This is a genomic window from Mycobacterium sp. NBC_00419 (assembly GCF_036023875.1).
GTDB lineage: Bacteria > Actinomycetota > Actinomycetes > Mycobacteriales > Mycobacteriaceae > Mycobacterium.
In genome coordinates this window covers 2673404-2699621 of sequence record NZ_CP107931.1, presented here as the reverse complement: position 1 = coordinate 2699621, position 26218 = coordinate 2673404, and the positions used below count along the sequence as shown (strand labels likewise).

The window sequence follows — 26218 nt, the reverse complement described above, 5'->3', positions numbered from 1 at the left end:
ACTAGGTCTGCGGGCGTGCCCCCAGCGCATCCTCGAACACCGCCTTGCGCAGAGCGAGTTCGCGCGGGTCGCTGAAGAGGTGAAAACCCAGGCGGTTCATCACATAGGCGAACCCGGTACCCGTGTCGGGGTCGGCGAATCCGAATGAGCCTCCGAAACCCGCTGTGCCGAAGGCCTTGTCGGACGAGCCGAACACAAACGGTGCCTTGGGCTTGCTGAAGCCCAGCGAGTACGCGGTCTGCACGTTGAGCACCTTGTCGCGGGAACTGCGACTCGGAGTGACGGGCGGCGCGGCAAGAGCCTCCAGAACATCGGAGCTCAGCCCGGGCTGTTCGGCGCCGGTCACCGCCCCGCCGTAGAGCTGCGCGACCGCGCGGGCCGTGCCGTGCCCGTTACTCGACGGCATCTCCACGGCGCGCACCGCGTCACGGTTGTAGTCGCCGCCCCAGGGGTTGACGTCGCTCGGCATCGATGTGGCACGCGCACTCAGCCCGAACGGGTTGAGCGCCACCGCGACGAACCCCGGCGGCATCTCGTGCAGGTGCCGCAGCGTTTCGGGGCGTTTCCAGTTGTGCAGGTGCGCAATCCGAGCGCGGTCGACGTCATCGGGAACGCCGATGTGCAGATCAAGACCGGCCGGCCCGGCGATCTCCTGGGCCAGGAACTGGCCCAGGGTGCGCCCGGCAGGGTCGGTTCGGCGGATGAGTTCGGATTGGTACCAGCCCAGGGTGATGGCGTGATAGCCCTGGCGGGTGCCCGGCGGCCACGCCGGCGGCTGCGCGGCCAGCATCGGGGACAGCCGTGCCGGGTCGGACACGTCCCGCAGGGTTGGTGCGGGGTCGAGGGCACACAGGCCGGCCTGGTGAGCCAGCAACTGGCGGACGGTCACCGCCCCCTTGCCGGCCTGGGCGAACTCCGGCCAGTACTCGGACACCGTGGCGTCGAACGACAGCAGGCCCCGCGACGCCGCGGCGGCCACAGTCAGCGCCGAAATGCCTTTCGTCGTGGAGAACATGTTGACCATCGTGTCGGCCTGCCACGGCTCTCTGGTGAGCCCGTTGCGGTAACCGCCCCACAGGTCGACGACCTTCTTGCCGCCGTGGTAGACCGCGACGGCCGAGCCGACTTCCCGGCCGGAGGCAAGGTTCGCGCGGAAAACGTCGGCGACCTTTCCGAAGCCCTCGTCGACGTCGCCGCCCATCATGTCCGGCGACACCGCGACCTTGAGCACCATGGCACACCCCTTTCGCTCCCGGCAGCGTATTCCGCTACGCGGCCCCGATGGCGGGTTTCGGTGTGCGCGATTGTCAGTCGGTGACGAATACGACGTTCTGGTTCAGCGGGTTGCGTGGCACAGCAAGGGAATTGGCGGCGAAGTCGGGATCGGGGTAGCCGATCGCGATGCCGCACAGGATGCGCAGGTCGTCCCCGATGCCGAGGGTGTCGCGCAGGATGTCCGGGTAGCCGGCTACCGAGACCTGCACGCAGCTGCCGAGGCCCCGCGCAGTGAGCCCCAGCAGGAAGGTCTGCAAGAACATCCCGACACCGAGCGCGTCGACGTAGTCCAGCTCGGAATGCATACACACCACACCCATCAGTGGTGCGCGGAAGAACTCCCAGTTGCGCAGAACGGCGATACGTCGTGCTTCGGCATCATGGCGCGAGATCCCCATCGCGCCGTAGACGAGGGCTCCGAGCTCACGGCGCAGGTGTGCAAACGATTCCGGCAGCGGAGGAACATGTGGAGCAGCAATCCCGGCCTGTTCGAGGAGTGCTTCGGCAAGCCGATCTCGGGCCGGCCCGGATGCGAACACCACCTGCCAGGGTTGGATGTTGGAGTTCGACGGCGCCCGGATCGCCAGTTCCAAAGCCTCGGATACCAACTGCTCGGGCACCGGCCTGTCACGCAGGAACAAGCGGGTGGACCGGCGGTCGCGGATCGCTTTCTCCAGGTCGTACACCGTGGCTGCCTTTCGTCAGTCCCGCACGACGAGGACGGTCTTGCCTGGGCGGCGGTGCGGTTGGCGCCCGCTCAGGAACGCGGCTCGACCTTCGAGTAGCGGGTAGGTGGCGGCGATGGCGACGTGAAGCTTCGACGCATCGACCAACTCCGCCAGGTGGGCGAGCTGTGCGTGGTGTGGCACCACGACGAAGAAGGTGGCAGTGACCTCGAAGGCCTCAGCCTTGCCCGGCGGTGGTGGTGCTGACAGCGTGATCAGCCGACCACCAGGACGCAACACCTCGAAGGATCGGGCCAGCGTCTCCCCGCCCACGGTGTCGATCACGACGTCGTAAGGCACGTCCGGGCTATCGAACCGTTCGGATCTGGTGTCGATCACTTGGCTGGCGCCGAGCGCGGCCATGAGGTCGTGGCTGTCGCTGCGCACGGTCGTCGTCACATCAGCCCCGAGACTCACGGCCAGCTGAAGGGTCAGTGCGCCGACACCCCCGGCGCCGCCGTGCACCAGCACCCGCTCATCGCGTTGAACTGCGGCATGGTCGACAAGCGCCTGCCACGCGGTCAGGCCGGCCAACGGGACAGCCGCCGACACGGTATGGGTAACCGTCGTCGGCCGCTGCGCCAGGCATGAAGCTGGCACGGCGACGTACTCGGCGGCCGCTCCATCGCGGTCGAAGGGGATCAACCCGTAGACCTCGTCACCAACGGCAAGGTCAACAACGTCGGGCCCGACCCCGGCGATCACGCCGGACACCTCGTGCGACGGGATCGTCGGTGTCCGGTCCACTCCGGCACGCTGCCAGGTTTCGTCCCATGTCAGTTCGTCGAAGGTGATCGCGGCGGCGTGGACTTCGACGAGGACTTCGTCGGGGCCCACCTCCGGACGTGGTGCCCGCTCGGCAACCAGGACCTCGGGTCCGCCGCGGTGGTGCGCGCGCAGTGCCGTCATGTAGCTCATGTCAGAACCCCTTACGTTCCAACTGCTGTGCCCTTCTGGTCCGGCTTCAACACCTCCGGTCGCCTTCAATTGACAGAGTAACTCTGCTAAACGTAGCGTGCCGGTATGCGTGCTGAGCTGCTCACCACCTTCCCGTCCACCCTGCCGGCCGATGACGACCACCCGTATCGCACGGGTCCGTGGCGGCCACAACGCAACGAATGGCGCGTCGAGGACGTCGAGGTGGTGGAAGGCGCGGTGCCCGACGATCTCGACGGCGTCTATCTGCGCAACACCGAGAACCCGCTGCACCCGCCGATCAACAACTATCACCCGTTCGACGGCGACGGCATGATCCACAGCATCGAGTTCTCCAATGGAAAAGCCAGCTACCACAACAGGTTTGTCCGCACCGACGGCTTTCTCGCCGACAACGAGGCGGGCAAGTCGCTGTGGGCGGGCTTCATCGAGTCGCCGGGCGACGCCGTGGCCACCACCGGGTGGGGTGCGCGCACCCGCATGAAGGACGCCTCGAGCACCGATGTCGTCTTCCACCGCGGTGAGGCGCTGACGAGCTTCTTCATGTGCGGGGACCTTTACCGAGTGGATCCCCGCACCGCCGAGACCCTGGGCAAACAGACCTGGAACGGTCAGATCCCGGGATGGGGGGTCTCCGCGCACCCGAAGGCCGACCCGGTCACCGGTGAGCTGCTGTTCTTCAGCTACAGCAAGGAGGAGCCCTACCTGCGTTACGGCGCGGTGGACAAAGACGGCAACCTGATGCACCTGACGGATGTGGAACTGCCCGGGCCGCGGATGCCGCACGACATGGCGTACACCGAGAATTATGTGATCCTCAACGACTTCCCCCTGTTCTGGGATGCCGAGCTGCTCAAGCACGGCGTGCATATGCCGCGCTTCCACCGCGACATACCGTCGCGGTTCGCGGTGGTTCCCCGCCGCGGCGACCTGTCGAAAGTCATGTGGTTCGAGACCGATCCGACCTATGTCCTGCACTTCACCAACGCCTTCGAGGACGGCGACGAGATCGTGCTCGACGGCTTCTTCCAGCACAACCCCTCGCCGTCGACCAAGGGTGCGAAATCGTTGGAGGACGCGGCATTCCGATACCTTGCCCTCGACGGGTTCGAGTCGCGGCTGCACCGGTGGCGGTTCAACCTGGTCACCGGGAAAGCCTCCGAGGAGCAGCTCAGTGACCGCTTCACCGAGTTCGGCATGGTCAATGCCGACGTCGCGACGCGCGACTACCGCTACATCTACGCCGCCACCGGGGAACCCGGCTGGTTCCTGTTCGATGGCCTGGTCAAGCACGACCTGAAGACAGGTTCGGAGGAACGAATCAGCTTCGGCCCCGGCGTCTTCGGTAGCGAGACGCCGATGGCCCCACGCGTCGGGTCGACCGGTGAAGACGACGGGTACCTGGTCACCTTCACCGTCGACATGAACGAGGACGCCTCCTACTGCCTGGTGTTCGACGCGGCGCGCATCAGCGATGGACCGGTCTGCAAGCTGCGTCTGCCGGAACGGATCTGCAGCGGCACCCACTCCACCTGGGTTCCCGGTTCCGAACTCCGGTGAGCGACGGCTCGCCCTTCCAGCTCGAACCCGACCACACCAATGCGATCGGGCGGATGCTCGCCCTGCTCGGCGACGAGTGGACCCTGCTGATCGTCCGCGAATCACTGCTGGGGGCAATGCGGTTCAGCGACTTCGCCAAGCTGCCGATCTCCAATGCGGTGCTCACCGCACGTCTGCAGGCCCTGGTGGCCGACGGGCTGCTGGAGCGCCAGGTCTACCAACAGCAGCCGCTGCGGGCAGGCTATGTCGCCACCCCCGCATGCCGGCGGCTGTGGCCAGTGCTGGTGTCGATCTGGCACTGGGAGCGGACCTGGGTCGACGATCAGAGTCATACGCTGCCCTCGATGCATCACCGGCGGTGCGGCCACGACTTCGCGCCGGTGCTGCACTGTGCGGAGTGCGACGTTGCCGCCGATATCAGCACCATCACCGCCACCTGGGGGCCCAGCGGCGGCTGGCAGCGTTCGGTGCCGCGGTCGGCCACCCGCAGGCGGCTGCGCTCGACAGATTCCGGCCAGGCGGGCTTCTTTCCGCAGACCATGGCGATCTTCGGAAACCGTTACGCCGCAGCCATCATCGGCGCGGCGTTGCTCGGTACCCGCCGGTTCGGTGACTTCCAGACCCGCCTCGACGCCCCGGCGTCGGTGATCGCCGACCGGCTCAAAGTGTTCTGCACCATCGGGGTCCTTCAGGCCGCGGCGCATCCGAACCGGTCGGACTGGTCGGAGTACCACCTCACTCCCAAGGGTCTGGCGTTCTACCCCGTGGTCGCCACCGCGATCGACTGGGCCGAGTCGAGCTACTCCGCCCCGGAAGGACCGGCGTTGCTGCAGGTCCATACCGCCTGCGGCGCAACGTTTATTCCGAGCCTGGTGTGCGACCAGTGCGCACAGCAGCTGACGGCCGGCAGTATTGAGATCGTCCCGCGGCGCGACACCGGCGCGATCGAGGCGTAAGGGCCGTCAGGTCTGCCAGCGCTCGACCAGTTCAGCCCACCGCCGCGAGATCGTCTTGTGTAGCGCGTCTTGGCGCGCCCGGGTGTTGACGTCGTCGGGCTCGATGGCACCGACCGCCAACTGGGCCACGGCGTCGAGTTGGTCGCGCTCCAATCCGAACGCGAGCAGGGCATCGAGGTCACGGGTGGTGTCGAGCTCGTCGGGCAGGGTGGACCGGGCCAGCAGTACCGCGACGTTCTCTTCGCCGGCCTCCAGCAGCATCGCGACCAGGCCGGCCTTCTCGATCCTCACACCGGGCGGCGCACGGACAGCTCGAGTCCGTTGTCGCGCATCACCTTCCGGCATTCCTCGGGGGTGTAGTCGAAGTTCTCCAGATCCTTGATGTAGGAGGCGGGTTCGGCCAGTCCCTCGACGTGCGGGTAGTCGGAGCCCATCAGAATGTGCTCGACGCCGACCAGCTTGAGCAGGCTGGCCAGTTCGTCCTCGTAGAACGGCGACACCCACACGTGCCGCTTGAACGTCTCCCGGGGATCTTCCTTGTAGATGAAGGGGATCTGGCCGTAGGACTTGGTGAGCTTCTCGAACAGGTGGAACACCCACGTCGAGCCGCTCTCGATGCACGCCATCCGCAGGTTGGGGAACCGCAGGAACAGACCGTTGTGCAGGTGGTTGGCGAAGGTGTCCTGAATCGCGTCGCCGGAGAACAGGGTTCGGAATCCAAGCAGTGCCTGGAACGACATCATGTAGTCCGGCTCGCCCCAGGCCGGCATGAACTTCGAGTAGTAGGTCTCACCGGAGTGGTAGCAGACCGTGATGCCGGAATCATTGGCCAGCTGCCAGAATTCGTCGAACATCGGATCGCCGGGTGGGCGCATGCCGACCTCGGTGGTGATCGGTCCGGGGATCATCACGATGAAGCGGGCGTCGTGCTCCAGCGCCCATTCGAGTTCGCGAACGGCGTTGTCGGGCTGGCACATCGTGATGTAGGGGGCGGTGAAAATACGCTCCTGGTAGGCGAATCCCCAGTCGTCGTCGAGCCAGCGGTTGAAGGCCTTGAAGGTGGCGACCGTCGCGTCGAAGTCCGGCAGCAGCGCCTGTTCCATGCCCACCCCGAGGGTGGGCAGCATGATGCAGCCCTGCATGCCCTGGGCGTCCATCAGCGCCAGGCGGGCATCTCGGTTGCGATAGGCCGCCGGGATCGGCTCCAGCTCGCCGAACAGCGAATTCAGGTCGGAGCCATGCGGATTGCGGCCGCGGAAGTACTCATCGAGCGCGCCGGGCTTGCCGACCGGGTCGAAGGTGGGGTTCGGGATGAACCGGTTCACCCGGCCGCCGACGAGCAACCGCTGCCTGCCGTCGAGTTGTGCCCACTGGATGGCCCGCTTCTTGAGCTTGGGGTCGATGTAGCGGGTGAACGCGTCTTCGGCCTCGTAATAGTGGTTGTCACAGTCGAAGAAGGTGAAGTCGAGCTGAGTCGTCATCGCGGGTGTCCTTTCAGTACCTACTTGACCTACGTGCGGCCTACTTACGCGGAAGTCCCAGGATCATCGAGGCGATGATCGTCAGCTGAATCTCGGGGGTGCCGCCGCCGATCAACTCCGAGGGCATGTCGAAGTACGGCTCCACCACCGGTGGATCGGACTTCTCGAGCATCGCCAGCCGTCCGGTCAGGCCGAGGGTGGCCGTCGCGGCCCGGCGCAACAGCAGAACCATCGCGTACTTCGCGATGCTCGACGCCGGCCCGGCATTCTGACCCTCCACCAGACGCAGCGTCTCGCGCAGCACCATCGCCTTGATCGCGGTGGTGTGTGCCTCGATCTGGCCGAGTGCGCGCACCGTCGCGTCGTGGTCGGCCCCGGCAGTGGCGGCCATGTGCCGCAGTGCCGCCGAGCGGTCGATGTTGACGTAGTTGCCGATCGCGGTCCGCTCCACCGCCACCGTCGACATCGCCAGATCCCAGCCCTCGCCTGGTTCCCCGACCAGCATGTCGTCGGGGACGAAGACGTCGGTGAAGAAGCACTCGTTGAAGTCCGCGTGACCGCTGGCCTGCTTGATCGGCGAGATCACCAGTCCCGGTGAGGCCATGTCGATGAGGAAGTAGCTGATGCCGCGGTGTTTGGGTGCATCCGGGTCGGTGCGTGCCAGCATCGCGCCGTACTGGGCGACGTGAGCCGAGGACGTCCAGATCTTGTGCCCGTTGATCAACCAGCCGCCGTCGACCTTCTGTGCGCGGGTGCTCAGCGAGGCCAGGTCGGACCCGGCGCCCGGCTCGCTGAACAGCTGGCACCAGCGCTGCGTGCCGCGCAGCATCGGCCACGCGAACCGTTCGCGCTGCGCGTCGGTGCCCCGGTCGAGGATCGTGGGCAGGATCCACTCGGCGATGTTCAACGACGGGCGGGTCACCTCGGGCCGCTTGTCGAACTCCTCGGTGAGGATGACCTGCTGCACCGGGGATGCCGCCAGACCCCACGGCGGGGGCAGGTGCGGAGCCACCAGGCCGGCTTCTGCCAGCAGGTCTCGCTGGGACCCGAAGGCCAGGCCCGGTGCGCGGCGGTCGTCGGTGGGCGTCTCGTTGTGCAGTGCGGCTGCGCGGCCGATGATCTCGGCGACACGCGCCCGAAATTCGGACTCCACATCACCGAGATGGATTGCGGTGGAACGCTTCACCGTTCGGGCCAGCTCGCCGGCGTCACGTTCCCATTGCGTCGCCGGTCCCAGCGAGGCCGCCAGGCTGATGGCGCGCCGCCAGTACAGGTGTACGTCGTGTTCCCAGGTGTATCCGATCGCCCCGAACATCAACAGCGCGTCCAGGGTCAGGTCGGGGCCGGTGGCCAGCGTCATGACCGCGGCCGATGCCGCGGCCAGCCGGTGCTGTTCCAGCGACTCGTCGACTGCGCGCACCGCGTCCCAGGCTGCCGCCGAGGCCATCTCGGAGTTCACCAGCAGGACCGCGGCCTTGTGCTGCAGCGCCTGGAAGGACCCGACCGGCTTGCCGAACTGCTCGCGGGTACGGATGAAGTCCACGGCCATCTCGACGCTGCGGCGTACCGTGCCGGCTGTTGCGCTGGCCGCCAGAGCCACCACGACGCAGCGGGCCCGGTCGGTCGGGATCTGTGACAGGACGGAGGCAGCGGTGACCCGATGGTCGGCCAGATGCAGCACGCCGACGTCGGTGGTCATGTCGGTGCCGTGCTGCTGTTCGACACTGAGACCGACACTCGGCGCCGCCGCGTCGAGGACGAACCACAGGTCGGCACCCTCGCCGGCATGCGCCGCGACCAGAATGCGTTGCGCGGCACAGATTCCCAGGGTGGATCCGGTGGATCCGTTGAGCCGCCAGCTGTCACCGTCGCGCACAGCGTGCACCGACGAGTGCTCGGGGAGGATCACGGCGGCGGTCGCCCCGCCGGCCAGCTCGGTCAGCAGGGGCGCGGCCGCGGGTCCGGCCAGCGTCGCGACCGCGCTGGCGGTGGCGGTGCTCAGCAGCGGTCCCGGCAGCAGTGCTGCGGCGGCCGCCTCGATGACGCAGGCCATATCGGCGAGCGTTCCGCCCTGGCCGCCGGTGTCCTCGGGCAGATGTACGGCGTGGAATCCGTGCGCGGTGAACTCCTCCCACCACGTCGGCAGTTCGCCGGCCGCAAGGGAATCGAACGCCGCACGGGTCTTGTCGACGGGGGTGTGCCGGGCGGCGAACTGGGTGACGGCGTCGGCCAGCTGCTCCTGCTCGGTGGTGATTGCCAGGGCCATGTGGTCAGCTCTCCAAGCCGAGGATGCGGGCGGCGTTGCCGTAGAGGAACTTCGGCCACACCTCGTCCTTGAACGGGACTCCTGGCATGTCCCGGAAGATCCGCTCCAGAGACAGGCCCATCGGGAAGTAGCCGGCGTAGAGGACCTTGTCGGCACCGCGGGAGTTGGCGTAGTCGATGATCGCCTTGGGGTAGTACTTCGGGGCGAAGGCGGAGGTGGAGTAGTACAGGTTCGGCCACTTCAGCATCAACTTGACCGCGAGGTCCTCCCACGGCTCGCAGCCGTGCCGGGTGACGAACACCAGATCGGGGAAGTCGAACATGACGATGTCGATGCGCGAAACTTCCTGCGGTTTGAACGGGATCCGCGGTCCGGGGATGCCGGCGCACACGAAGATCGGGATGCCGAGTTCCACACAGGTGGCATAGATCGGGTACATCTTCGGATCGTCGATGGGCACCTGGGGGAAGGTGCCGGACGGGAACACCGACGTTGCCCGGATGCCGTACTGCTCGTACTCGCGGCGGATCGCCGCGACCGAGCCCATGACGTCGTTGGGATCCGACACCGCACCGGAGGGTACGAACCGGTCCGGAAAGAGCTTGAGTGCCTTCTCCGCGGATTCGTCGCTCACGCCGACGACGGCCTTCTCGATACCGAAGCGATCCATCTGCTGCAGCAACAGCGACACCGGGTCGTCGGTGGGCAGGTCCTTGGGCACGTCTTTGAACATGTACTCGACCGGGAACTCGAAGTTCTCCTTGGACTCGCGGTCCTTGGTCTGCTTGCGGATGAAGTCGTACTGATCGAAGCCCTCGTGGGGGAATCCGATCATCGTGTCGATTACCGGGAGACCGACAGGTCCGGCCATGCGCGCTCCGATCAGGGGTGGTCTACTGAAACATCGTTCTACCACAGACGCCGGATGGCAAGACTCTCAGCTGGGACAACTCCGCGACGGCGACAGATTGTCGTAAGCTTGCCCGCACCAGCAAGAAGGTGGTTCTTGAGGAGGTGGCACCGTCAACACGCCTGTGTCCGCTGTCACGCCCGCCGGGGAAGCGCCTCGCGGGCGCCCGCGCGTGAGCCGGGCCCACACTGATGTCGTCGCCCCGACGGACATGACCAGCGACCAGTTGGTGCGCCGGGCCAGGGTCATCGAAGAGGTGATCGGGCTCATCGGCGAGGTCGGCGCGGACGCGGTTCAGATGCGCGACGTCGCGCAGCGCTCCGGGGTGGCACTGGCGACGGTGTACCGGTACTTCAGTTCCAAGGAGAACCTGCTGGCCGCCGCACTCGAGGACTGGCAGAAGCGGTTGACCCGCCGGGTCCTCTCCGGTGGTTCGGCGGGCAAGGACCCGCTGCCCGGGGTGCTGGACTACCTGCGCCGCGCCCAGCGGGCGTTCGCCCGTAGTCCGCAGATGACGGCGTTGATGCTGCAGATGGTGACCTCGACCGACCCAGAGGTGAAGCCGATCATCGATCAGATAGAGCGCAATAACGTCGAGCTGTTCAACAGGTTGCTGGAAGGTCTTGCACCGGAGGCGATTTCGAATGTCAGCTTCGGGCTCAACACCGCGCTCAGCGGCGCGTTGGGCGGGTTGCTCGCCGGCCGGTTGACGTTGGAGGACTCACTGGCCCATGTGGAGTGGGTGGCGCGGACTCTGCTCGACGAGGCACACGCGCCGCGCAGGCGATAAACCTGCGCCACCTGGTGCGGGACCCAACAGGACTACGCGAAACCTCCGATCGAGTGATGGTGGTGGGGTGAGTGCTCACGGTTGACTTCTGGTCGAAAGGCTAAGGAGTCGACATGGCAGCAGACATCACCCACTACCGGATGTTCATCAACGGAGCGCACGTCGATTCCGCCGACGTCGACGAGATCCGCGATCCGGCGACCGGGGACGTGGTCGCCACAGTGGCGCGCGGCGGCGTCGCGGACGCCGATGCGGCCGTCGCAGCGGCCAAAGCGGCCTTCGAATCCGGAGTCTGGTCGCGGATGACGCCCTCGGACCGGTCGGTCATCATGACCAGGATCGCCGACCGGCTCGGACAGGAACTCGACGAGCTCGTCGACCTCGAGATCCACGCCAACGGTGCCACCGTGCGGCAGGCGACGGGATTCCACATCGGCTACGCGTCGGCACACTTCCTGCACTTCGCCGAACTGGCCAACACCTACCAGTGGACCCGGCAGGTCGCCACCCAGGCGTATCCGACGTTGTCGACCAACGTGGTCCATCGCGAGCCGCTGGGGGTCTGCGCCGCGATCGTGCCATGGAACTTCCCGCTGCTGCTGGGCATCTGGAAGATCGGACCGGCCCTGGCGGCGGGCAACTCGGTGGTCGTCAAACCCGACGAGAAGACACCGCTGACCCTGCTGCGGCTGTGTGAGATCGCCAAGGAATGCGGCGTCCCGGACGGCGTCATCAACCTCGTCACCGGTCCGGGACCCACCGTGGGCGCCCGCCTGGCCGAACATCCCGACGTCGACAAGGTGGCCTTCACCGGCTCGACAGCGGTCGGCCGCGAGATCATGCGCCTGGCGGCCGGGACGGTGAAGCACGTATCCCTGGAACTCGGTGGCAAGGGCGCCCAGATCCTGCTCGACGACGCCGACCTCGACGTGGCGATCGACGGGGCGCTGTTCGGCTGCATGCTGTACTCCGGGCAGATCTGCGAGTCCGGCACGCGACTGCTGGTGCCCGCCGAGATGTACGACCTGGTCGTCGATCGACTCGTCGACCGCGCCTCCGCGCTGAAACTGGGCGATACCGACGACTTCGACACCGATGTGGGCCCGGTGATCTCGGCCAGGCAGCGCGACCGGGTCTTGAGCTTCCTCGAGGGCGCCCGGCGAGACGGCGCCAAAATCGTGCTCGGCGGCGGTGTACCGCCCGGCGATCGCTTCACCAAGGGCTACTGGATCGAGCCGACGATCGTCACCGAGGTCACCAACGATATGGAGATCGCCCGCGAGGAGATCTTCGGACCGGTGCTCTGCGTCCTGCGCTACACCGGCGAGGCGGACGCCGTGCGCCAGGCCAACGACTCCCAGTACGGGCTGAGCGCCGGGGTATGGAGCACCGACTACGAGCGTGCCGTCGATCTGGCCGCCCAACTGCGGGCCGGCACCGTGTGGATCAACAACTGGCATCAGATCGATCCCGCACTGCCGTTCGGCGGCTACAAGCAAAGCGGTGTGGGCCGCGAGCTCGGCGAACACGCACTCGACGAGTACACCGAGACCAAGCATGTGCACATCGATCTCACGCAGAAGGTCGATCGCCACATCTTCGATGCCCTGTTGTCCGAGCCGAGGCACTAGTGCGTCCGGATGCCGACGAGCAGCTTGACCTGATCGTCACGGCACGCGAAGAGCTCGCCGACGGCGTTGTCGGCCTGGTCCTGGAAGATGCTGGGGGTCAGGAGCTTCCGCAGTGGGAGGCCGGAGCACACATCGACCTGATGCTGACCGAGTCGCTGGTCCGCCAGTACTCGCTGTGTTCGAGCCCGGCCGATCGCCGGAGGTGGCAGATCGGTGTGCTCCTCGAAACCGCCGGCCGCGGCGGTTCGGCGTATGTGCATCGCGAACTGCGTGAGGGCACACCGATTGCGGCCCGAGGCCCGCGCAATCACTTCGCGCTGGCACCGGCGGACCGCTACCAGTTCATCGCCGGCGGCATCGGCATCACCCCGATCATCCCGATGATCGAGGCGGCCGAGGCCAACGGCGCGGACTGGCACCTGCTCTACGGTGGCCGCCAGCGCTCGTCGATGGCATTTGCCGAGGAACTCACGAAATATGCTGAGCGCGTGACCATATGGCCTCAGGACGAGGCCGGACTGCCCGATCTGGACGCGGTGCTCCAGCCCCCGCGCGAGGACACCCTGGTGTACTGCTGCGGGCCGGAGGGCCTGCTCACCGCGGTGGAGCAGGCGTGTGCGTCCTGGCCTGCCGGCACACTGCGGGTGGAACGATTCGCCGCGGGCGCCGTGCAGCCCGCGGCGGCACCGGATGCCCTGGAGCGATTTCAGGTGGTGTGCCGGCGATCGAATCTGACGATCGACATCGGTCCGGGCGAATCGATCCTGGACGCACTGCGGGCCCACGGGGTCAACATGTTGTCCTCCTGCGGGGAGGGTATCTGCGGAACGTGTGAGACCCCGGTGCTCGACGGTCGGCCCGATCACCGGGATTCGGTGCTCGCCGACGACGAGAAAGCCGCCAACGACGCCATGATGGTGTGCGTCTCGCGGTCGCTGTCCGCGCAGCTGGTTCTCGACGTATGAGCGGCCGCCACCCCCAACGGGAGATGAGCATGCCTCGTGTGCCGGATCGTCAGCGGCCTGCCCCGGTGGCAGCCTCGTTGTCATGACCAGCATTGCCGATCACCGACCGATGATCACCGATCCCGAACTGGACCTGTCGGCCAGATCGTTCTGGGCTCAGGATTTCGAGACGCGCGAGAAGGCCTTCGCCAGACTTCGCGACGAGCACCGGGTCTCCTATCACCGGCCCTACGAGTCGACGTTGCTTCCGCCCGAAGAGGACACCCCGGGTTTCTGGTCGGTGACCAAACACAAAGACTGCCGGTTCGTTTCGCGCAACCCGAAGCTGTTCTGCTCGGGTAAGGGCGTGTTGATGGAGGACATGCCCGAGGTCGTCATCACCGCCACCGCCTCCTTCCTGGTGATGGACGGCGAGCAGCACCGCAAGATGCGCGGCGTGATGGAGCAGGCCTTCTCCCCGCGTAACGTCCGCAAGATCTCCGAGTGGGTCACCCAGCACGCCCGCGACCGCCTCGACGAGATCATCGATCGCGGTGAGGGCGACTTCTCCGAGGACTACGCGAAGTACGTGCCCGGCCGGATCTTCGCGCATTTCTTCGGCCTCGAACGCGACAGCGAAGAACAGCACATCGTCATGGAGGCCGCCGAGCGGATGCTGGCCTGGGACGACCCGCGCATGGCGTTGGGGCGCGACGCGCTGACCACCCACGCCGAGGAGTCCGAGCGCATCCAGGACATCGCGTTGATGATGGCCGAACGCCGGCGCAAAGAGCCGAAGGACGACCTGATCACCTGGGTCATCAACGCCGAGTTCGAAGGCCAGAAGCTCGACGAATGGGAAATCGGTTCGTTCTTCTCGCTTCTGGGTTCGGCCGCCAACGACACCACCCGCCATTCCATCGCCCACGCGATCCGGTTGCTCTCGGAGAATCCCGACCAGCGGGCGCTGCTGCTGGAAGACCTCGAGGGCCGGGTCGGCGGGGCGACCGAGGAAGTCATCCGATTCGCCAGCCCGGTCATGCATTTCCGCCGCACGGCCACCGAGGACGTCGTCATCGGCGACGCCGAGATCAAGGCGGGCGAGCATGTGGTCATGTGGTACTGCTCGGCCAACCGGGATCCGGAAGTGTTCGAGGATCCGGGCACGTTCAACATTCTGCGCAGCCCCAACGACCATGCCGGCTTCGGTGCCGGTGGCCCGCACTTCTGCCTCGGCAGTGCGCTGGGCCGGCAGATGCTGCGCTCGGCGATCACCGAAATCTACACGCGCATACCGGATATCACCGTGACCGGCGATCCCGACTTCCAGGTGAACAACTTCATCCACGGCGTGCACTCGCTGCCGGTGCGCTGGACACCGCCCGTCACACGCTGACCCGCCACTTCCATAGGAGAGAGAACATGCCGTACTACGCCAACGCAGAAGAGATCTACACCTACCTCGGAGGCGTGTTCCGCGCCGCCAACGGCACCGATGTCGGACCCAAACTCATGTCCGCCGACATCGATCTTCAGGTCTACTACACCGATCCGGACGCGTGCATGACCGTCCGGTTGCGCGAGCCCAGCATCGAGGTCACCGACGGCGGTGACAACGCCGACGCCGACGTGAAGCTGTACATGCCCGCAGACATCGGCGACAAGTTCTGGCGCGGTGAGTACAACCTGGGTGTCGGCCTGGCGAAAGGCCAAGTCAAGGCCAAGGGCCCGGTCAACAAGATCCTGAAGCTGGTGCCGCTGACCAAGCCGCTGTTCCCGATCTACCGCGACCTCGTCGCCGACAAGGACGCCGCCGTCTAGCACGGCCCCAGACAGGAGAAGACGTTGACTGACACCGCATCCGACATCCACGCCGACAGCCCGTCCCGACCCGTCACCGCCCGCGCAGCGATCCTGCGCGAGGAGGGCAGTCCGCTGTCACTGGAGGACGTCGAAATCGCGGACCTGTGCGACGGTGAGATCCTGGTCCGGATCGCGGGTGTCGGCGTCTGCCACACCGACATCTCCGCGGCCCAGGGACTGGTGCCCTTGCCGCTGCCCGCCGTCCTCGGCCACGAAGGTGCCGGTGTGGTGGTGGCCGTCGGCCAGGGGGTTCGGACGCTGGTTCCCGGCGATCACGTGGTGCTGAGCTTCGCCTACTGCGACGAATGCGACACCTGCCGCAAGAAGACCCCGGCCTACTGCGATCTGTTCGCCCCGCTGAACTACTTCGGTGAACGGCTAGACGGCACAGTCACGATGCACGCCGGCGCGGAGGACGTGCACGGCAACTGGTTCGGGCAGTCCTCGTTCGCCAGCCTGGCCGTGGCCAGCGCCCACAACGCGGTCAAGGTTCCCGAGGACCTGCCGTTGCACCTGTTGGGGCCGTTGGGCTGCGGACTGCAGACCGGCGCCGGTGCGGTGATGAACGTGCTGCGCCCCGCCCCGGGCGAGAGCGTTGCCGTGTTCGGCATGGGCGCAGTCGGCCTGGCCGCGGTGATGGCGGCCAAAGCTCTGGGCTGTGATCCGGTGATCGCCATCGACATCAACGAGTCCCGGCTCGAGGTCGCGCGGGAGTTGGGTGCCACCCACACGTTCAACCCGGCGACGAGCCGCGACCTCGTCTGGGACGTGATGAGCACGGTGCCCACCGGAGTCGACCACTCCCTGGACGCGGTCGGGTCCAATCAGGTGATCCGGCAGGCGTTGGAAATCCTTAGCTCACCGGGGCATTGCGTCACCGTGGGATTCCAGGGTCTGCAGCACGACATCACCATCGACCAGGGCCACCTACTCCTGGGCCGGCGGCTGTCCGGAGTGATCGAGGGCGATGCCGACCCGCAGTCGTTCGTGCCCGCATTGATCCGGCTCTACCGGGAGGGCAAGTTCCCGTTCGACCGCCTCATCGAGACCTTCCCGTTCTCTGCCATCAACGACGCCATCGAGGCGTCGACACGTGGTGATGTCATCAAACCGGTCGTCGTCTTCGATTGATCGGGGCGTGGCCGATCGGGCCAGGACAGCGGTGCGCGAGTGCTAGCGTCAGCCCCCTCGGGGCGCGCATGTGGGGAGCGTAGATGGCTTCAGACCTCACTCGGACATCGGCGCAGGAGTTCGCGTCGCTGGCGGGTTCGATGGATGTCACCGGTTTGGGTGAACGCGTCGGACTGCGCGCCATGGAGGTCATTGCCGAGCTGCACGACACCAAGGACAAAGACGTCGAGCAGCTGACCGTCGACGCGGCCTTGAGCAACGTGCATGCCGTCTTGCGGGCGTTGGCCGCCGGGGAGTCTCCGACGTCGGCGACACCGACGGAGGTATCCCTGAACTGGGCGGCCACCCTGGCCCAGCGTGGAATCACCGTCGCGGTGATCCCACGCTGCTACGTGATCGGGCTGGGCTTGTTCGACGCGGCGCTGCGGACCGCGGTCAGTGAGCTCGACGCCCCAGACGACGTCAAGTGGCAGCTGGCCGGCGCCGCCTCCCAATACCTGTTCGGCTACTGCGAGAAGGTGTCCGGAGACCTCGTCGACCACTACCAGCGGGAGCGTGAACTGTGGGCGCGCGGCGCCGACTCCGTGCGGGCCGAGCTGGTCCTCGGTCTGGTCTCGGGTCGCCCGATGGACCTGCGGGCGACGAGCGCGGCGCTGGGCTACAACCTCGACCGGTCACATGTCGCGATGATGGTCTGGATCGATCCGCGCAGCCAGGACAGACCGCCGCTACAGGCACTCAAGCGCGCCGCCGCGGCTATCGCACATCAGCTCAAGGGCATCGAGTTGCTGGTCGTTCCCGCCGGCGCCGGGACGGTGTGGGCCTGGATCAGCGGACCCGCCGTGACCGACCGGCCCCAGGAAACCGTCTGCGTCGACGCCCCGCTGCTCGCGTCGGTCGGCGGCCTGGCCCGCGGACTGGACGGCTTCGTCGCGTCCCACCATCAGGCGCGTGACGGTCGCCGGATGAGCGGCGTCCTGGGCCAGCCGGCGGGCACGGTCATCCACCACCGCGACGTGGCCCTGGATGCCCTGCTCACCCAGGACCTGTCGGCCGCCGGCCGATTCGTCAAAGACGAGCTCGGCGAGCTCAGCCCGGATACCGAGCGCAACCGCCGGCTGCGCACCACCCTGATCGTGTTCTTCGAGGAGAACATGAGCTGGGGCCGGGCCGCCGAGCGGCTGGGTGTGCACCAGAACACCGTGATGTACCGCGTCCAGCAGGCAAAAGACCTGCTCGGACGCTCGCTGACGGACCGCCGGCTGGAGTTGGAAGTGGCGCTGCGCCTTGCCGACGCAAGCGCGAACCTCAGCCCGGGGGGATTGGCCAGCGCGGGTCAGCCCGATTCGCCGCCCGTCAGGTAGCGGGATGTGAGCACGTTCCAGTGTTCCCCGCCAAGTTTGGAAGCCGCTTCCATGTCGCAGTAACGGCCGTCTCCCTACCGTCTGGAGTGTGACTGTCGCCACTCTCGAGACCCCAGAGATCGCCTACAACAGCCGGCCCCACGGCGGTGGCGTCCACGCGCTCCCGCCGGTCCGATCGATCCGCGCCCGCGACCACGAAGAATGGTCCCTCGTTGGTGAGCCATTACGGGACCGCGACCTGCGCGACCGGGTCATGGCTGTGCTCGACGCGGTGTCCACGGTGCCAGGGTGCGACGCCGTCGCCGTCTTCGACGACCGCGACTTCACCAGCCTGGCAGCCGCCCTCGACTCGGCCGGTGAACAGCTCACCCAGTGCCTCTCGAGCGGGGGTGACCTTGTCCGACGAGCGGCCGCTGCCAAAATCGTCGCGACGCTGTCCGAGGTGACCCGACTGCGCACCGAGCTGGCCGAGGCGCGCGCGACACAGAAGGACGAGCGCTACGCCGCAGTGCGCAGCGCGCTGTCGCGGCTGCACGGTATCGAGTCGACCCAGCAGATGCTCGAGCGGGCGCTCGCGGAGTTGTGCCGGTGCGGGTTCGACCGCGCCATCATCTCCCGGGTCGAGGACTCGACATGGTGGGTGGAAGGCGTGCACGTCAAGTCCGACCCCGAATGGGCCAGCGAGATCGCCAGGGTCGGCCAAGCCCACCCGCTGCACATCGACCACATGGTCGTCGAAAGCGAGGTGATGCGGCGGCGCGCACCGGTACTGGTCCGCGATGCCGAGCATGATCCCCGGATCAACGCGGCCATCGGCGCGGCCTCGCTGTCACGGTCCTACGTGGCGGCCCCGATCATGCCGGAGGGCCGGGTCATCGGTCTGCTGCACGCCGACTGCTACAGCAGCCATCGCCACGTCGACGATGACGACCTGGCCATCCTGTGGATGTTCGCCGAGGGCTTCGGCTACGCATACCAGCGCACCGTCCTCAGTGAGCGACTTCGTCATGCGCGCAACGAGATTCAGCGTATGGCGCGCAACGTGGCCAGTGCCGCCGACGACCTGTGTACGGCCCGTACGACGTTCGGCCGGTCGCTGTCATCGTCGGGCGGGCACAACACGGCGCCGCCGGTGGCCGCCTCGCTGGCCGCCGATTCCCCCATCGAGTCGCTGCTGTCGCGCCGCGAGATCGAAGTGGTGTCGCTGATGGCGGAAGGTAAGAGCAACGGTGCGATCGCCACCCATCTGGTGATCGCCGAGGGCACCGTCAAGAGTCACGTCAAGCACATCCTGCGAAAGTTGAAGGCCTCCAACCGCGCCGAAGCGGTGTTCCGGTACATGCGGCTCACCGAGGTGCACGGCACCGGAAGGTAACGCCCGGCGCTCTCGTCACGATCAACCTCCTGACCATATGGGAGGGATTTCATCGTGTTCAGCCGTTTGGCCCCGGCAGTGCTGGCGGCCGCGATCGGGGTGGCCGGGCTGGCCACCGGTACCGCTGCCGCCGCCTCGTCGTGCGCCGACTACCACTGGATCGGCGCCGCCGGATCGGGGCAGCGCGACGGAGCAGGCGTCGCCGCCAACGGCGGCATGGGCGACGTGGTGTACCAGTCCTACCAGCAGCTGCGAGGCGAATTGCTCGCCAGCGGACGCACCATCGACGCCGAGGCCGTGCAGTACCCGGCCGCGGCCGTCCCGCTCGAGGGCGGTCTGGGCGGGTGGCTGGACTTCCTCGGCAGTGTGGGCGACGGAACTGACGCCGTCGCCAAGCAGTTCACAGCCTTCACCGAGCGGTGCCCTGACACCAAGGTCGTGCTGGCCGGGTATTCGCAGGGCGCGATGGTCGTGCACCGAAATCTCTACGACCTCGCCGGTGACCCGCGGGTGGCCGCCGCGTTGTTGATCGCCGACGGCGACCGGCTGCCCGTCGACACCACCGTCAACCTCGGTTCGACGACGCTCGCCCCGAGCCGCGGCAAGGGAGTCGCCCAGGAGCACTCACTGCTCGCCTCGACCAACACCTCGATGCTCCCGCCGGCCATCGGCGCGCGCACGGTCAGCGTCTGCGACGTCGGCGACCCGGTGTGCGACTACGACTCCGACACCGCCGCGGTGTCCGACACCGCGATCGCGATCCACACCGCGTACGCGCCCGCCGTGAGTGGCACCCACGCCTGGGGCGGGCCGCTGTACAACCTGGTGATGAGTGCCGTTGCCCCGTCGGCGTCGACGGTCGCGCTGACCGCCGGCTGATCCGGCTCCGCCCGGCCGCAGGTCGAGTACGGTGACACCCGTGACGACCGAACAGCAAGACCGGCAGGATATCTCGGACCTGCTGATTCGCTACGCCACCGGAATCGACCGCCGGGACTGGCCACTGTTTCGCACCGTGTTCACCCCGGACTGCCACTGCGACTACGGCGAGATCGGGGTGTGGGATGGCGTCGAGGCCATCACCGAGTTCATGGATGTCGCCCACGCCGGGGCGGGGCACCTGTTGCACCGCATCACCAATCAGGTGATCGACGTCGATGGCGACCGGGCGACCACCCGCAGCTACGTCGACGTGTGGGTGATGGCCGCAGACAACGCATCTGGTGTCAACGCATCTGGCTTCTACGACGACGAGATCGTCCGCACCGACGACGGCTGGCGCATCGCCCGGCGAGTCTTCACCTCGGTGCGTATCGCGTTCCGGGACAAGGGGTAGCAATGGACTTCGCTGAACAGTACGGGCCGTGGGCGCTGGTGGCCGGCGCCTCCGACGGAGTGGGCGCCGCTTTCGCCGACGAACTGGCAGCCCGGGGTGTCAACGTGGTGTTACTGGCCCGGCGCCAGGCCGTGCTCGACGACGTCGCCGCCGGAATACGGGAGAGGCACGGCGTCGAAACACGCACGCTGGCAATCGATCTTGCCGAGCCGGGGGCTGCCGCCGCGGTCGCAGCAACCACCACGTATCTGGCAGTCGGCTTTCTGGTGTACTGCGCGGGCGCCGACCCGGCTTTCAGTCCGTTCCTATCGAACTCGCTGGCCGCCGCCGAGGCCATGGTTCAGCGCAACTGTGTGGTGCCGATGCAGCTGTGCCACCACTTCGCCCCGGCGATGGTCGAGCGGGGCAGCGGCGGGATCGTCATCCTGGGATCGGGAGCCGGCTTCCTCGGCGGACCCAACATGGTGGCCTACGGCGCGACGAAGGCCTTCGACATGGTGTTCGCCGAAGCACTGTGGAGCGAGCTGCACCCCAAGGGAGTCGACGTGATCGGCCTGATCCTGGGCAAAACCGACACCCCCGCGCTGCGCAAGCTCGAACACGAGCGCGGCAGGCTGGCCTCACTCGACGAGCCGCCGCCGGACACCGACAGGGTCGAGGGTGTGATCGCGGCCGCGTTCGACAACCTCGCCAACGGGCCCACTGTGCTCGTCGGTGAGCAGTTGCGGGGCGTCGGTCAGCTGCTGGCGGCGATGGACCGCAACGACGCGGTCGGCTTGATGGCCCAAGCCATCGAATCCGCGATGGGTGCCGACTAAGACGCGGGCAGCGGTTTCCTCGTCGTTCCGGCCCTCAGCAACCGGCGCATTAACGGTAGTATGCTGTCGTTAGCGACCGTTACACTGAGGAGTTCTGATGGCTGTCGATGAGCTAGACCAGCTGCTGCAGGACCGGTTCAGCCTGAGTCGGTCGGATTTGATTGCTGCGCTGAAGACGCTGCCGGCGCACCGCCCGTGGGCGGCGTCGTTGACTGCGGCGGAAGCCCAGCTGTTGGACGACGCCGGCTTCGTCGAAGATCCCGACGCCTACACCGAGATCGCCGTCGATGTGATCGGGCACATGGCCCGGCTGATCAATACCGCTTATTCTGCCGCGGCGGTTGCCGCGGGTTTGGGGGTCAACGAGTCCCGGGTCCGGCAACGCCGCCTGGCGCGTTCGCTGTGGGCGATCGAGGACAACGGCGCCTGGGTTTTTCCGGTGATTCAGTTCGACCTTGTGACCACGGAGGGCCGAGAAGTCCTCAAACAGGTCCGCGGGCTTGACCAGGTGTTGTCCGCATTGCCGATCGATCTACACCCGACGGCGGTGGCAGGCTTTTTGCTGACTCCGCAGGAGGACCTGACTATCGGTGGGCAACCCCGCAGTGTGCGCGACTGGCTCAGCAGCGGCGGCGCCGTCGAGCCGGTACTGCGCCTGGTTGACAGGGGCGAGTGGGCAGGCCGTTGAACGACGCGGACATGTTGCCCGATCCCCCGGATCCGGCAACACTGCGCGGCCTGGGTTTTCAAGACGGCGAGACCCGCGTGGTCGGTCCTGGCGAGGTGTGGTGGCGCGCCCACTTCACCGAGGGTGCGCATGTGCTGCCGTGGAACGGGTTTCGGACATTTGGTCCGGTGCTTCGCTTTGATCCTCATCGGCTGCCCCAAGGCGAAGACCTTACGAAGGGGGTGTGGTACGGGGCCTCGACTCCCGACGCCGCCCTCGGCGAGCTGTTCCAAACCGACCGGGTGATCGATCGACACCGCAACAGGCCCTATTTGACCGCGCTGTCTTTCACGCGCCCGTTGACAGTTCTCGACGTTGCCACCGACAGCGATGGTGCCTGGATCACCCGTGTCGGCGGCACCTACGCGGTGTCAACAGCGCCACACGCGATCACTCAGAGATGGGCGCGCGCGACCGCGGCCGCCTTCCCCGAAGTCGACGGCATCCGCTACAACAGCCGCTACGCCGGTCGCGTCTGCTTGGCCCTGTTCTTGCCTGCCAAGACGGCGATGCCGCCTAGGCCCGAACTCTCGCTGCCGCTCGACCACCCCGCCTTGACCAACCGCCTAGCGCCCGCCGCCCAACGCCTCGGATACCTGCTCATCTGACTCTGCGGTTCTCACCGCGGCCTCCGGTCCACAGCGCCAACACCGCTGCGGCCCTGTGGAAGTCGGCCGCGCCAGAGGCCAGTTCGACGATCAAGTCGTAGGCGTCGTCGTCGGGCGCCTCGAGCTCGTATTCGTTCATCTCGTAGAACACGTAGGTCGCAAGCCAGCCGAGGCGCTTGTTGCCGTCGACCAGCGGCTGGTTGCGGACGATGGACTCCAGGAGAACGGCCGCCTTCTCGTGAACTCCGGCGTAAGCGTCGGCGCCGAATGGCGAGGACGCAGGTCGATGGGCAGCCGAGTCGAGCAACCCGATGTCCCGGACGTGCAGACAGCCGAGATCGTCGGCGAGGGCGAGCAGATCCTCCAGCGACAGGTAGACGATGCTCACTGCGACAGGCGGTCGAGCAGGTCTGCGTAGCGTGTGCGGCCCCGGGCGGAGAGTTCTCGCACCTGTGCATCGTGAGTGCGACGGGCGGCCGCGTCAACGATCGCCCGACAGGCGGCCTCCTGTTTACTGACCCCGTCCGCCTCTGCCAGCAGGGTGAGAGCACGGTCCTGCTCGTCGGTCAAACGCAAGGTCATAGCCATATGCCGATGGTATCAAAGTGATACCACGCCCTCCGGAGCAAGCGCGTCACCGGCGGTTTACCGATCGCAGATCTGGCTATTACTTGTTCTGACCAGTATCGGACGACCCAGATTGGAGTTTCGTACCCATGAGGTTGAAGGAAATCCTGGCCGGCGCGGCAGTCGCCGGCGCATTGACCGCAGGCGCGATGGGAGCCGGACTCGGCACGGCATCCGCCGACATGGCGCCGCCTCCGCCCGCACCGCCAGCAGGCCCCGAGGTCGGCACCCCGCCGGCCTGGGCACCCCCGCAGCCGGTTGCGCCGGCCTGGGCGGCCGGCAACAAGCAGGTGTGGGACGAGGGCTGGAATCACTGGGGTGTGTGGGTCAACGGCGTGTTCGTTCCCACCTTCTGATTCAGCAGTCGGCATGGGCGGGGTCGTTCCCACGGGACGGCCCCGCCTATCGTCGTAGCGTGGCGATCACCTACGACGAGACGCTGCGTGAGCAGATCCAGCGCCATCTGACCGGCCATGAGCGCCGCACCGTGTCCGACCCGGCCAAGCGGCATGCCGCGGTCGCCGTGGTGCTCGTGGATTCCGAGTTCGGCGAGGACCGGGTGGACCCCGCTGACGTCGACGACTGGATCGACGGGCGGCCGATGGAAGACGGACTCGACGGCCGGATGGTCGACGTATCCGGTGGTGCGTCGTTCTTCCTGTGCCGCAGGGCCTCCCGGTTGCGGGCGCACGCCGCGCAGTGGGCACTGCCCGGCGGGCGCCTGGACCCCGGCGAAACCGTGATCGAGGCCGCGCTGCGCGAACTCGACGAAGAAGTGGGTGTGCAACTACCGGAGTCCTCGGTGCTGGGTCTGCTCGACGACTACCCGACCCGGTCGGGGTACGTCATCACACCGGTGGTCATCTGGGGCGGCGGTCGGCTGGATCCGCGCCCGGCACCCGACGAGGTGGTCGCCGTCTACCGCGTCGGCCTGCACCAGCTGCAGCGCGAGGATTCGCCGCGGTTCGTCAGCATCGAGGAAAGCCCCCGGCCGGTGGTACAGATCCCGTTGGGCAACGACCTCATCCATGCCCCCACCGGCGCGGTGCTGCTGCAGCTGCGGTGGCTGTGCCTGGAGGGCCGCCACGACCCGGTCGACGAACTCGAGCAACCACTGTTCGCCTGGAAGTAGTTGCGGGTCAGCGCCGTTGGATTCCCGGCGGTGTCCAGCTCCCGTCGAGCGCGGCCTGCTGCGGCACGTAGTTGCGCAGATAGACCCCGAACGACCCGGCCGGGATCGGCAGCCAGTTGGCCGTCGGGTCACCCGGATCGGTCGTGGAGAAGATGATGTCGATCGACCCGTCGGAGCGGGTGCGGAGTTCGTCGGGTCGGCTACTGCTGACGCTGTAGCGGTTCTCGGAGTTCGGCACCAGATTGCCGTCGCCGTCGTAGACCGTCACCGACCAGAACGCATCCGACGGCGGCGCCTGTCCGGGCGCGAAATGCAGTGTGTAGGAACTACACCCGTTCAACGGCAACAGCTGTGAGTCCAGTAGGGCAGAGGAGTACATCGCTTCATCGGGGGTGTTGGCGATCAGCCCGACCTGGGCGACACCGGCGCGAAGCACATAGTCGGTACCGAAGTTGCCGATCGAGGAGTCCGGAATGGCCCAGCCCCGGTGCTGAACTGCCGACACCAGCTGGGTCAGGTTCGCCAGCGCGGGAAGCAATGCCGCCGTTGCCTTTACGGCCAGATCGGCGGCCAGCCGCGACAACGGTCCGAGCCCGGCGCCGGCCACGGTCCGGCCCGGGCCCACCCCGATCCGCGCCAGTGTGGCCAGCTGCGGGTCGTCGCGCGCGGGCGGCGGACTGGCCGCCATGGCGGCGCTGATGGCATCCAGATAGTCCAGGCCCGGCTGGGGTTGCGGGCCCGCGGGTGGGGTGCCGCCGGACGGGGTCAGCGAGTACTGATCGATGAGGGCGATCGCCTGCTGTTGATCGGCGGCGTCTCCGGCCAGCGTGCGACCCAGCATCAGGATGCTGCTGTAGGGCACTTCGACGACCTGTGCGCCCACCGGAATACTGCCCTGCGGACCGCCCGTCCAGACGATGGCGTACGTGCCCGGGCCGGTGCCCGTGGTCCGCGAACCGATGTAGTCCACGACGTTGGTGTACGGGTCGGTCAGCTGGAAACTGAAGTAGCGGTCACCCATGTCAGGGATCGACAGCACCACCGGGCCGCTGGACAGGTCCAGCTCCGCCAGCGAGTAGAAGGTGTCGGTATTGGGTCGCTTCCCGCCGCCGATCGCCTTCCAGATCGGGTCGACGTCGGGGCTGGCGAAACTGGTCAGCGAGTAGATGGTGTTGAGTGCCGTCACCGTCTGGCGGACCCGCTCGTACTCCATGAGTGGATACCCGTAGATGTAGGCCTGCGCGGCGATGATCGCGGCCCGCACCGGGCCGATGAAGCCGGTGGTGGACGAGGCCTGCTGCTGAGCCGGCTGGGCGGCGGGGGCCGACTGATCCGTGCTGGGCGTCGCGGCGGGGATGCTCAGCGTGACCCTGGCCGACGATCCGGTACTGCGCGGCAGGCGCGTCACGGCCTGCGTCGGCGTTGCGGTGTCGGATACCGCGGCGGCCGCAGCCGCGCGGCGTGACGCACCGGGAGTCGGCCCGGCGTGACCCGCCTTGGCCGCCGCCCGCGCACTGCCACCGTGTGCCGAGCCCGCCGAAGGGGTATGGCCGGTGTCATCGCCGGGCGCGGCATTGGCCACCGCGGCCCCACCGAGGAGCGCGGCCGCGAGCCCCGCAGCGACCACACCGGCTTGCACCCAGTACCTGCCCGCGGTGTATTTGCCAGATGTCACGTCGACCCCATCGCGTCCGCACCCACGACGGGACTGTACGCCGGTCGATATGCAGCAGTCGCGGACATGACTGAGGCCAGGCCCCACA

General features: G+C 67.2%; 27 protein-coding genes. 17 read left to right on the top strand and 10 right to left on the bottom strand.

Going from position 1 to position 26218, the window contains the following annotated elements; genetic code table 11:
• Window position 1: 1 nt before the first annotated feature.
• The 3 genes from OG976_RS12880 to OG976_RS12870 form a co-directional block, all read right to left on the bottom strand.
• The gene (locus tag OG976_RS12880) at window positions 2-1234 is read right to left on the bottom strand and encodes a serine hydrolase domain-containing protein (protein ID WP_328362755.1); all 1233 of its coding nucleotides are present in this window, start codon (window positions 1232-1234) and stop codon (window positions 2-4) included.
• 73 nt (window positions 1235-1307) lie between these two features.
• Window positions 1308-1961, bottom strand: a complete 654-nt coding sequence (locus OG976_RS12875) for a nitroreductase (protein ID WP_328362752.1) — start codon at window positions 1959-1961, stop codon at window positions 1308-1310.
• A gap of 15 nt (window positions 1962-1976) precedes the next feature.
• Window positions 1977-2909: an NADP-dependent oxidoreductase gene (locus tag OG976_RS12870; RefSeq protein ID WP_328363517.1), complete on the bottom strand. Its 933-nt coding sequence runs from the start codon at window positions 2907-2909 to the stop codon at window positions 1977-1979.
• A 114-nt stretch (window positions 2910-3023) separates the two neighbouring features.
• Here OG976_RS12870 and OG976_RS12865 point away from each other — a divergent pair, with 114 nt between their 5' ends.
• A complete protein-coding gene (locus OG976_RS12865) occupies window positions 3024-4496 on the top strand; it encodes a carotenoid oxygenase family protein (RefSeq protein WP_328362749.1) in 1473 nt (490 codons plus the stop codon).
• 53 nt (window positions 4497-4549) lie between these two features.
• Window positions 4550-5452, top strand: coding sequence for a winged helix-turn-helix transcriptional regulator (locus tag OG976_RS12860; RefSeq protein ID WP_328363514.1), 903 nt, complete (start codon window positions 4550-4552; stop codon window positions 5450-5452).
• Window positions 5453-5458: 6 nt separating this feature from the next.
• Here OG976_RS12860 and OG976_RS12855 read toward each other — a convergent pair whose 3' ends face one another.
• Genes OG976_RS12855 through OG976_RS12840 form a run of 4 tightly spaced genes read right to left on the bottom strand, consistent with a single transcriptional unit; the run spans window position 5459 to window position 10070 of the window.
• Window positions 5459-5743: a hypothetical protein gene (locus tag OG976_RS12855; RefSeq protein ID WP_328362746.1), complete on the bottom strand. Its 285-nt coding sequence runs from the start codon at window positions 5741-5743 to the stop codon at window positions 5459-5461.
• Window positions 5740-6933 carry an amidohydrolase family protein gene (locus OG976_RS12850; protein WP_328362743.1) on the bottom strand — a complete coding sequence of 398 codons (1194 nt, stop codon included), beginning with the start codon at window positions 6931-6933 and terminating at the stop codon, window positions 5740-5742. Before OG976_RS12850 ends, OG976_RS12855 begins: the two co-directional genes overlap by 4 nt.
• Before the next feature lie 40 nt (window positions 6934-6973).
• Entirely contained in the window at window positions 6974-9199 is a 2226-nt protein-coding gene (locus OG976_RS12845; protein ID WP_328362740.1) for an acyl-CoA dehydrogenase, read from the bottom strand.
• Between the two features lie 4 nt (window positions 9200-9203).
• Window positions 9204-10070, bottom strand: coding sequence for an amidohydrolase family protein (locus tag OG976_RS12840; RefSeq protein WP_328362737.1), 867 nt, complete (start codon window positions 10068-10070; stop codon window positions 9204-9206).
• Window positions 10071-10281: 211 nt separating this feature from the next.
• Between OG976_RS12840 and OG976_RS12835 the strand changes: the two genes are divergently transcribed.
• From OG976_RS12835 to OG976_RS12775, 13 genes are all read left to right on the top strand, one after another.
• Window positions 10282-10899, top strand: a complete 618-nt coding sequence (locus OG976_RS12835) for a TetR family transcriptional regulator (protein ID WP_328362734.1) — start codon at window positions 10282-10284, stop codon at window positions 10897-10899.
• 113 nt (window positions 10900-11012) lie between these two features.
• Window positions 11013-12530: an aldehyde dehydrogenase family protein gene (locus tag OG976_RS12830; protein ID WP_328362731.1), complete on the top strand. Its 1518-nt coding sequence runs from the start codon at window positions 11013-11015 to the stop codon at window positions 12528-12530.
• Window positions 12530-13495, top strand: a complete 966-nt coding sequence (locus OG976_RS12825; protein ID WP_328362728.1) for a PDR/VanB family oxidoreductase — start codon at window positions 12530-12532, stop codon at window positions 13493-13495. Before OG976_RS12830 ends, OG976_RS12825 begins: the two co-directional genes overlap by 1 nt.
• 82 nt (window positions 13496-13577) lie before the next feature.
• A complete protein-coding gene (locus OG976_RS12820) occupies window positions 13578-14870 on the top strand; it encodes a cytochrome P450 (protein WP_328362725.1) in 1293 nt (430 codons plus the stop codon).
• Between the two features lie 26 nt (window positions 14871-14896).
• Window positions 14897-15295 carry a hypothetical protein gene (locus tag OG976_RS12815; RefSeq protein WP_328362722.1) on the top strand — a complete coding sequence of 133 codons (399 nt, stop codon included), beginning with the start codon at window positions 14897-14899 and terminating at the stop codon, window positions 15293-15295.
• A gap of 24 nt (window positions 15296-15319) precedes the next feature.
• Complete coding sequence (locus tag OG976_RS12810) at window positions 15320-16468, top strand: NAD(P)-dependent alcohol dehydrogenase (protein WP_442930474.1); 1149 nt, start codon at window positions 15320-15322, stop codon at window positions 16466-16468.
• Window positions 16469-16551: 83 nt separating this feature from the next.
• Window positions 16552-17832 (top strand): PucR family transcriptional regulator, encoded by a 1281-nt coding sequence (locus OG976_RS12805; RefSeq protein ID WP_328362719.1) that lies wholly within the window; start codon window positions 16552-16554, stop codon window positions 17830-17832.
• A gap of 88 nt (window positions 17833-17920) precedes the next feature.
• Window positions 17921-19207 (top strand): LuxR C-terminal-related transcriptional regulator, encoded by a 1287-nt coding sequence (locus tag OG976_RS12800; RefSeq protein ID WP_328362716.1) that lies wholly within the window; start codon window positions 17921-17923, stop codon window positions 19205-19207.
• 54 nt (window positions 19208-19261) lie between these two features.
• Window positions 19262-20086, top strand: coding sequence for a cutinase family protein (locus OG976_RS12795; RefSeq protein WP_328362713.1), 825 nt, complete (start codon window positions 19262-19264; stop codon window positions 20084-20086).
• Between the two features lie 40 nt (window positions 20087-20126).
• Window positions 20127-20543, top strand: coding sequence for a nuclear transport factor 2 family protein (locus OG976_RS12790; protein WP_328362710.1), 417 nt, complete (start codon window positions 20127-20129; stop codon window positions 20541-20543).
• Between the two features lie 2 nt (window positions 20544-20545).
• Complete coding sequence (locus tag OG976_RS12785; RefSeq protein ID WP_328362707.1) at window positions 20546-21361, top strand: SDR family NAD(P)-dependent oxidoreductase; 816 nt, start codon at window positions 20546-20548, stop codon at window positions 21359-21361.
• 97 nt (window positions 21362-21458) lie between these two features.
• A complete protein-coding gene (locus tag OG976_RS12780) occupies window positions 21459-22049 on the top strand; it encodes a DNA-binding protein (RefSeq protein ID WP_328362704.1) in 591 nt (196 codons plus the stop codon).
• An 11-nt stretch (window positions 22050-22060) separates the two neighbouring features.
• Window positions 22061-22696 carry an RES family NAD+ phosphorylase gene (locus OG976_RS12775; RefSeq protein ID WP_328362701.1) on the top strand — a complete coding sequence of 212 codons (636 nt, stop codon included), beginning with the start codon at window positions 22061-22063 and terminating at the stop codon, window positions 22694-22696.
• Here OG976_RS12775 and OG976_RS12770 read toward each other — a convergent pair.
• Window positions 22689-23084, bottom strand: a complete 396-nt coding sequence (locus tag OG976_RS12770) for a type II toxin-antitoxin system death-on-curing family toxin (RefSeq protein WP_328362698.1) — start codon at window positions 23082-23084, stop codon at window positions 22689-22691. The two genes, OG976_RS12775 and OG976_RS12770, sit on opposite strands and share 8 nt — an antisense overlap.
• Window positions 23081-23284, bottom strand: a complete 204-nt coding sequence (locus tag OG976_RS12765) for a CopG family transcriptional regulator (RefSeq protein WP_328362693.1) — start codon at window positions 23282-23284, stop codon at window positions 23081-23083. The genes OG976_RS12770 and OG976_RS12765 overlap by 4 nt, the downstream gene beginning before the upstream one ends.
• A gap of 128 nt (window positions 23285-23412) precedes the next feature.
• On the opposite strand from OG976_RS12765, the gene OG976_RS12760 reads away from it, so the two are divergent.
• A complete protein-coding gene (locus OG976_RS12760; protein ID WP_328362690.1) occupies window positions 23413-23679 on the top strand; it encodes a hypothetical protein in 267 nt (88 codons plus the stop codon).
• Window positions 23680-23738: 59 nt separating this feature from the next.
• Window positions 23739-24455 carry an NUDIX hydrolase gene (locus tag OG976_RS12755; RefSeq protein ID WP_328362688.1) on the top strand — a complete coding sequence of 239 codons (717 nt, stop codon included), beginning with the start codon at window positions 23739-23741 and terminating at the stop codon, window positions 24453-24455.
• A gap of 7 nt (window positions 24456-24462) precedes the next feature.
• On the opposite strand, the gene OG976_RS12750 is transcribed toward OG976_RS12755, so the two are convergent.
• Window positions 24463-26130, bottom strand: coding sequence for a DUF1254 domain-containing protein (locus OG976_RS12750; protein WP_328362685.1), 1668 nt, complete (start codon window positions 26128-26130; stop codon window positions 24463-24465).
• Window positions 26131-26218: the final 88 nt, after the last annotated feature.

What these genes read in the sequence shown, in the direction of transcription:
- OG976_RS12880 (WP_328362755.1), bottom strand. Translation starts at nt 1,234, where the DNA reads ATGGTGCTCAAGGTCGCGGTGTCGCCGGACATGATGGGCGGCGACGTC.
- OG976_RS12870 (WP_328363517.1), bottom strand. Translation starts at nt 2,909, where the DNA reads ATGACGGCACTGCGCGCGCACCACCGCGGCGGACCCGAGGTCCTGGTT.
- OG976_RS12865 (WP_328362749.1), top strand. Translation starts at nt 3,024, where the DNA reads ATGCGTGCTGAGCTGCTCACCACCTTCCCGTCCACCCTGCCGGCCGAT.
- OG976_RS12860 (WP_328363514.1), top strand. Translation starts at nt 4,550, where the DNA reads ATGCTCGCCCTGCTCGGCGACGAGTGGACCCTGCTGATCGTCCGCGAA.
- OG976_RS12850 (WP_328362743.1), bottom strand. Translation starts at nt 6,933, where the DNA reads ATGACGACTCAGCTCGACTTCACCTTCTTCGACTGTGACAACCACTAT.
- OG976_RS12845 (WP_328362740.1), bottom strand. Translation starts at nt 9,199, where the DNA reads ATGGCCCTGGCAATCACCACCGAGCAGGAGCAGCTGGCCGACGCCGTC.
- OG976_RS12840 (WP_328362737.1), bottom strand. Translation starts at nt 10,070, where the DNA reads ATGGCCGGACCTGTCGGTCTCCCGGTAATCGACACGATGATCGGATTC.
- OG976_RS12830 (WP_328362731.1), top strand. Translation starts at nt 11,013, where the DNA reads ATGGCAGCAGACATCACCCACTACCGGATGTTCATCAACGGAGCGCAC.
- OG976_RS12820 (WP_328362725.1), top strand. Translation starts at nt 13,578, where the DNA reads ATGACCAGCATTGCCGATCACCGACCGATGATCACCGATCCCGAACTG.
- OG976_RS12815 (WP_328362722.1), top strand. Translation starts at nt 14,897, where the DNA reads ATGCCGTACTACGCCAACGCAGAAGAGATCTACACCTACCTCGGAGGC.
- OG976_RS12805 (WP_328362719.1), top strand. Translation starts at nt 16,552, where the DNA reads ATGGCTTCAGACCTCACTCGGACATCGGCGCAGGAGTTCGCGTCGCTG.
- OG976_RS12785 (WP_328362707.1), top strand. Translation starts at nt 20,546, where the DNA reads ATGGACTTCGCTGAACAGTACGGGCCGTGGGCGCTGGTGGCCGGCGCC.
- OG976_RS12780 (WP_328362704.1), top strand. Translation starts at nt 21,459, where the DNA reads ATGGCTGTCGATGAGCTAGACCAGCTGCTGCAGGACCGGTTCAGCCTG.
- OG976_RS12775 (WP_328362701.1), top strand. Translation starts at nt 22,061, where the DNA reads ATGTTGCCCGATCCCCCGGATCCGGCAACACTGCGCGGCCTGGGTTTT.
- OG976_RS12765 (WP_328362693.1), bottom strand. Translation starts at nt 23,284, where the DNA reads ATGGCTATGACCTTGCGTTTGACCGACGAGCAGGACCGTGCTCTCACC.
- OG976_RS12760 (WP_328362690.1), top strand. Translation starts at nt 23,413, where the DNA reads ATGAGGTTGAAGGAAATCCTGGCCGGCGCGGCAGTCGCCGGCGCATTG.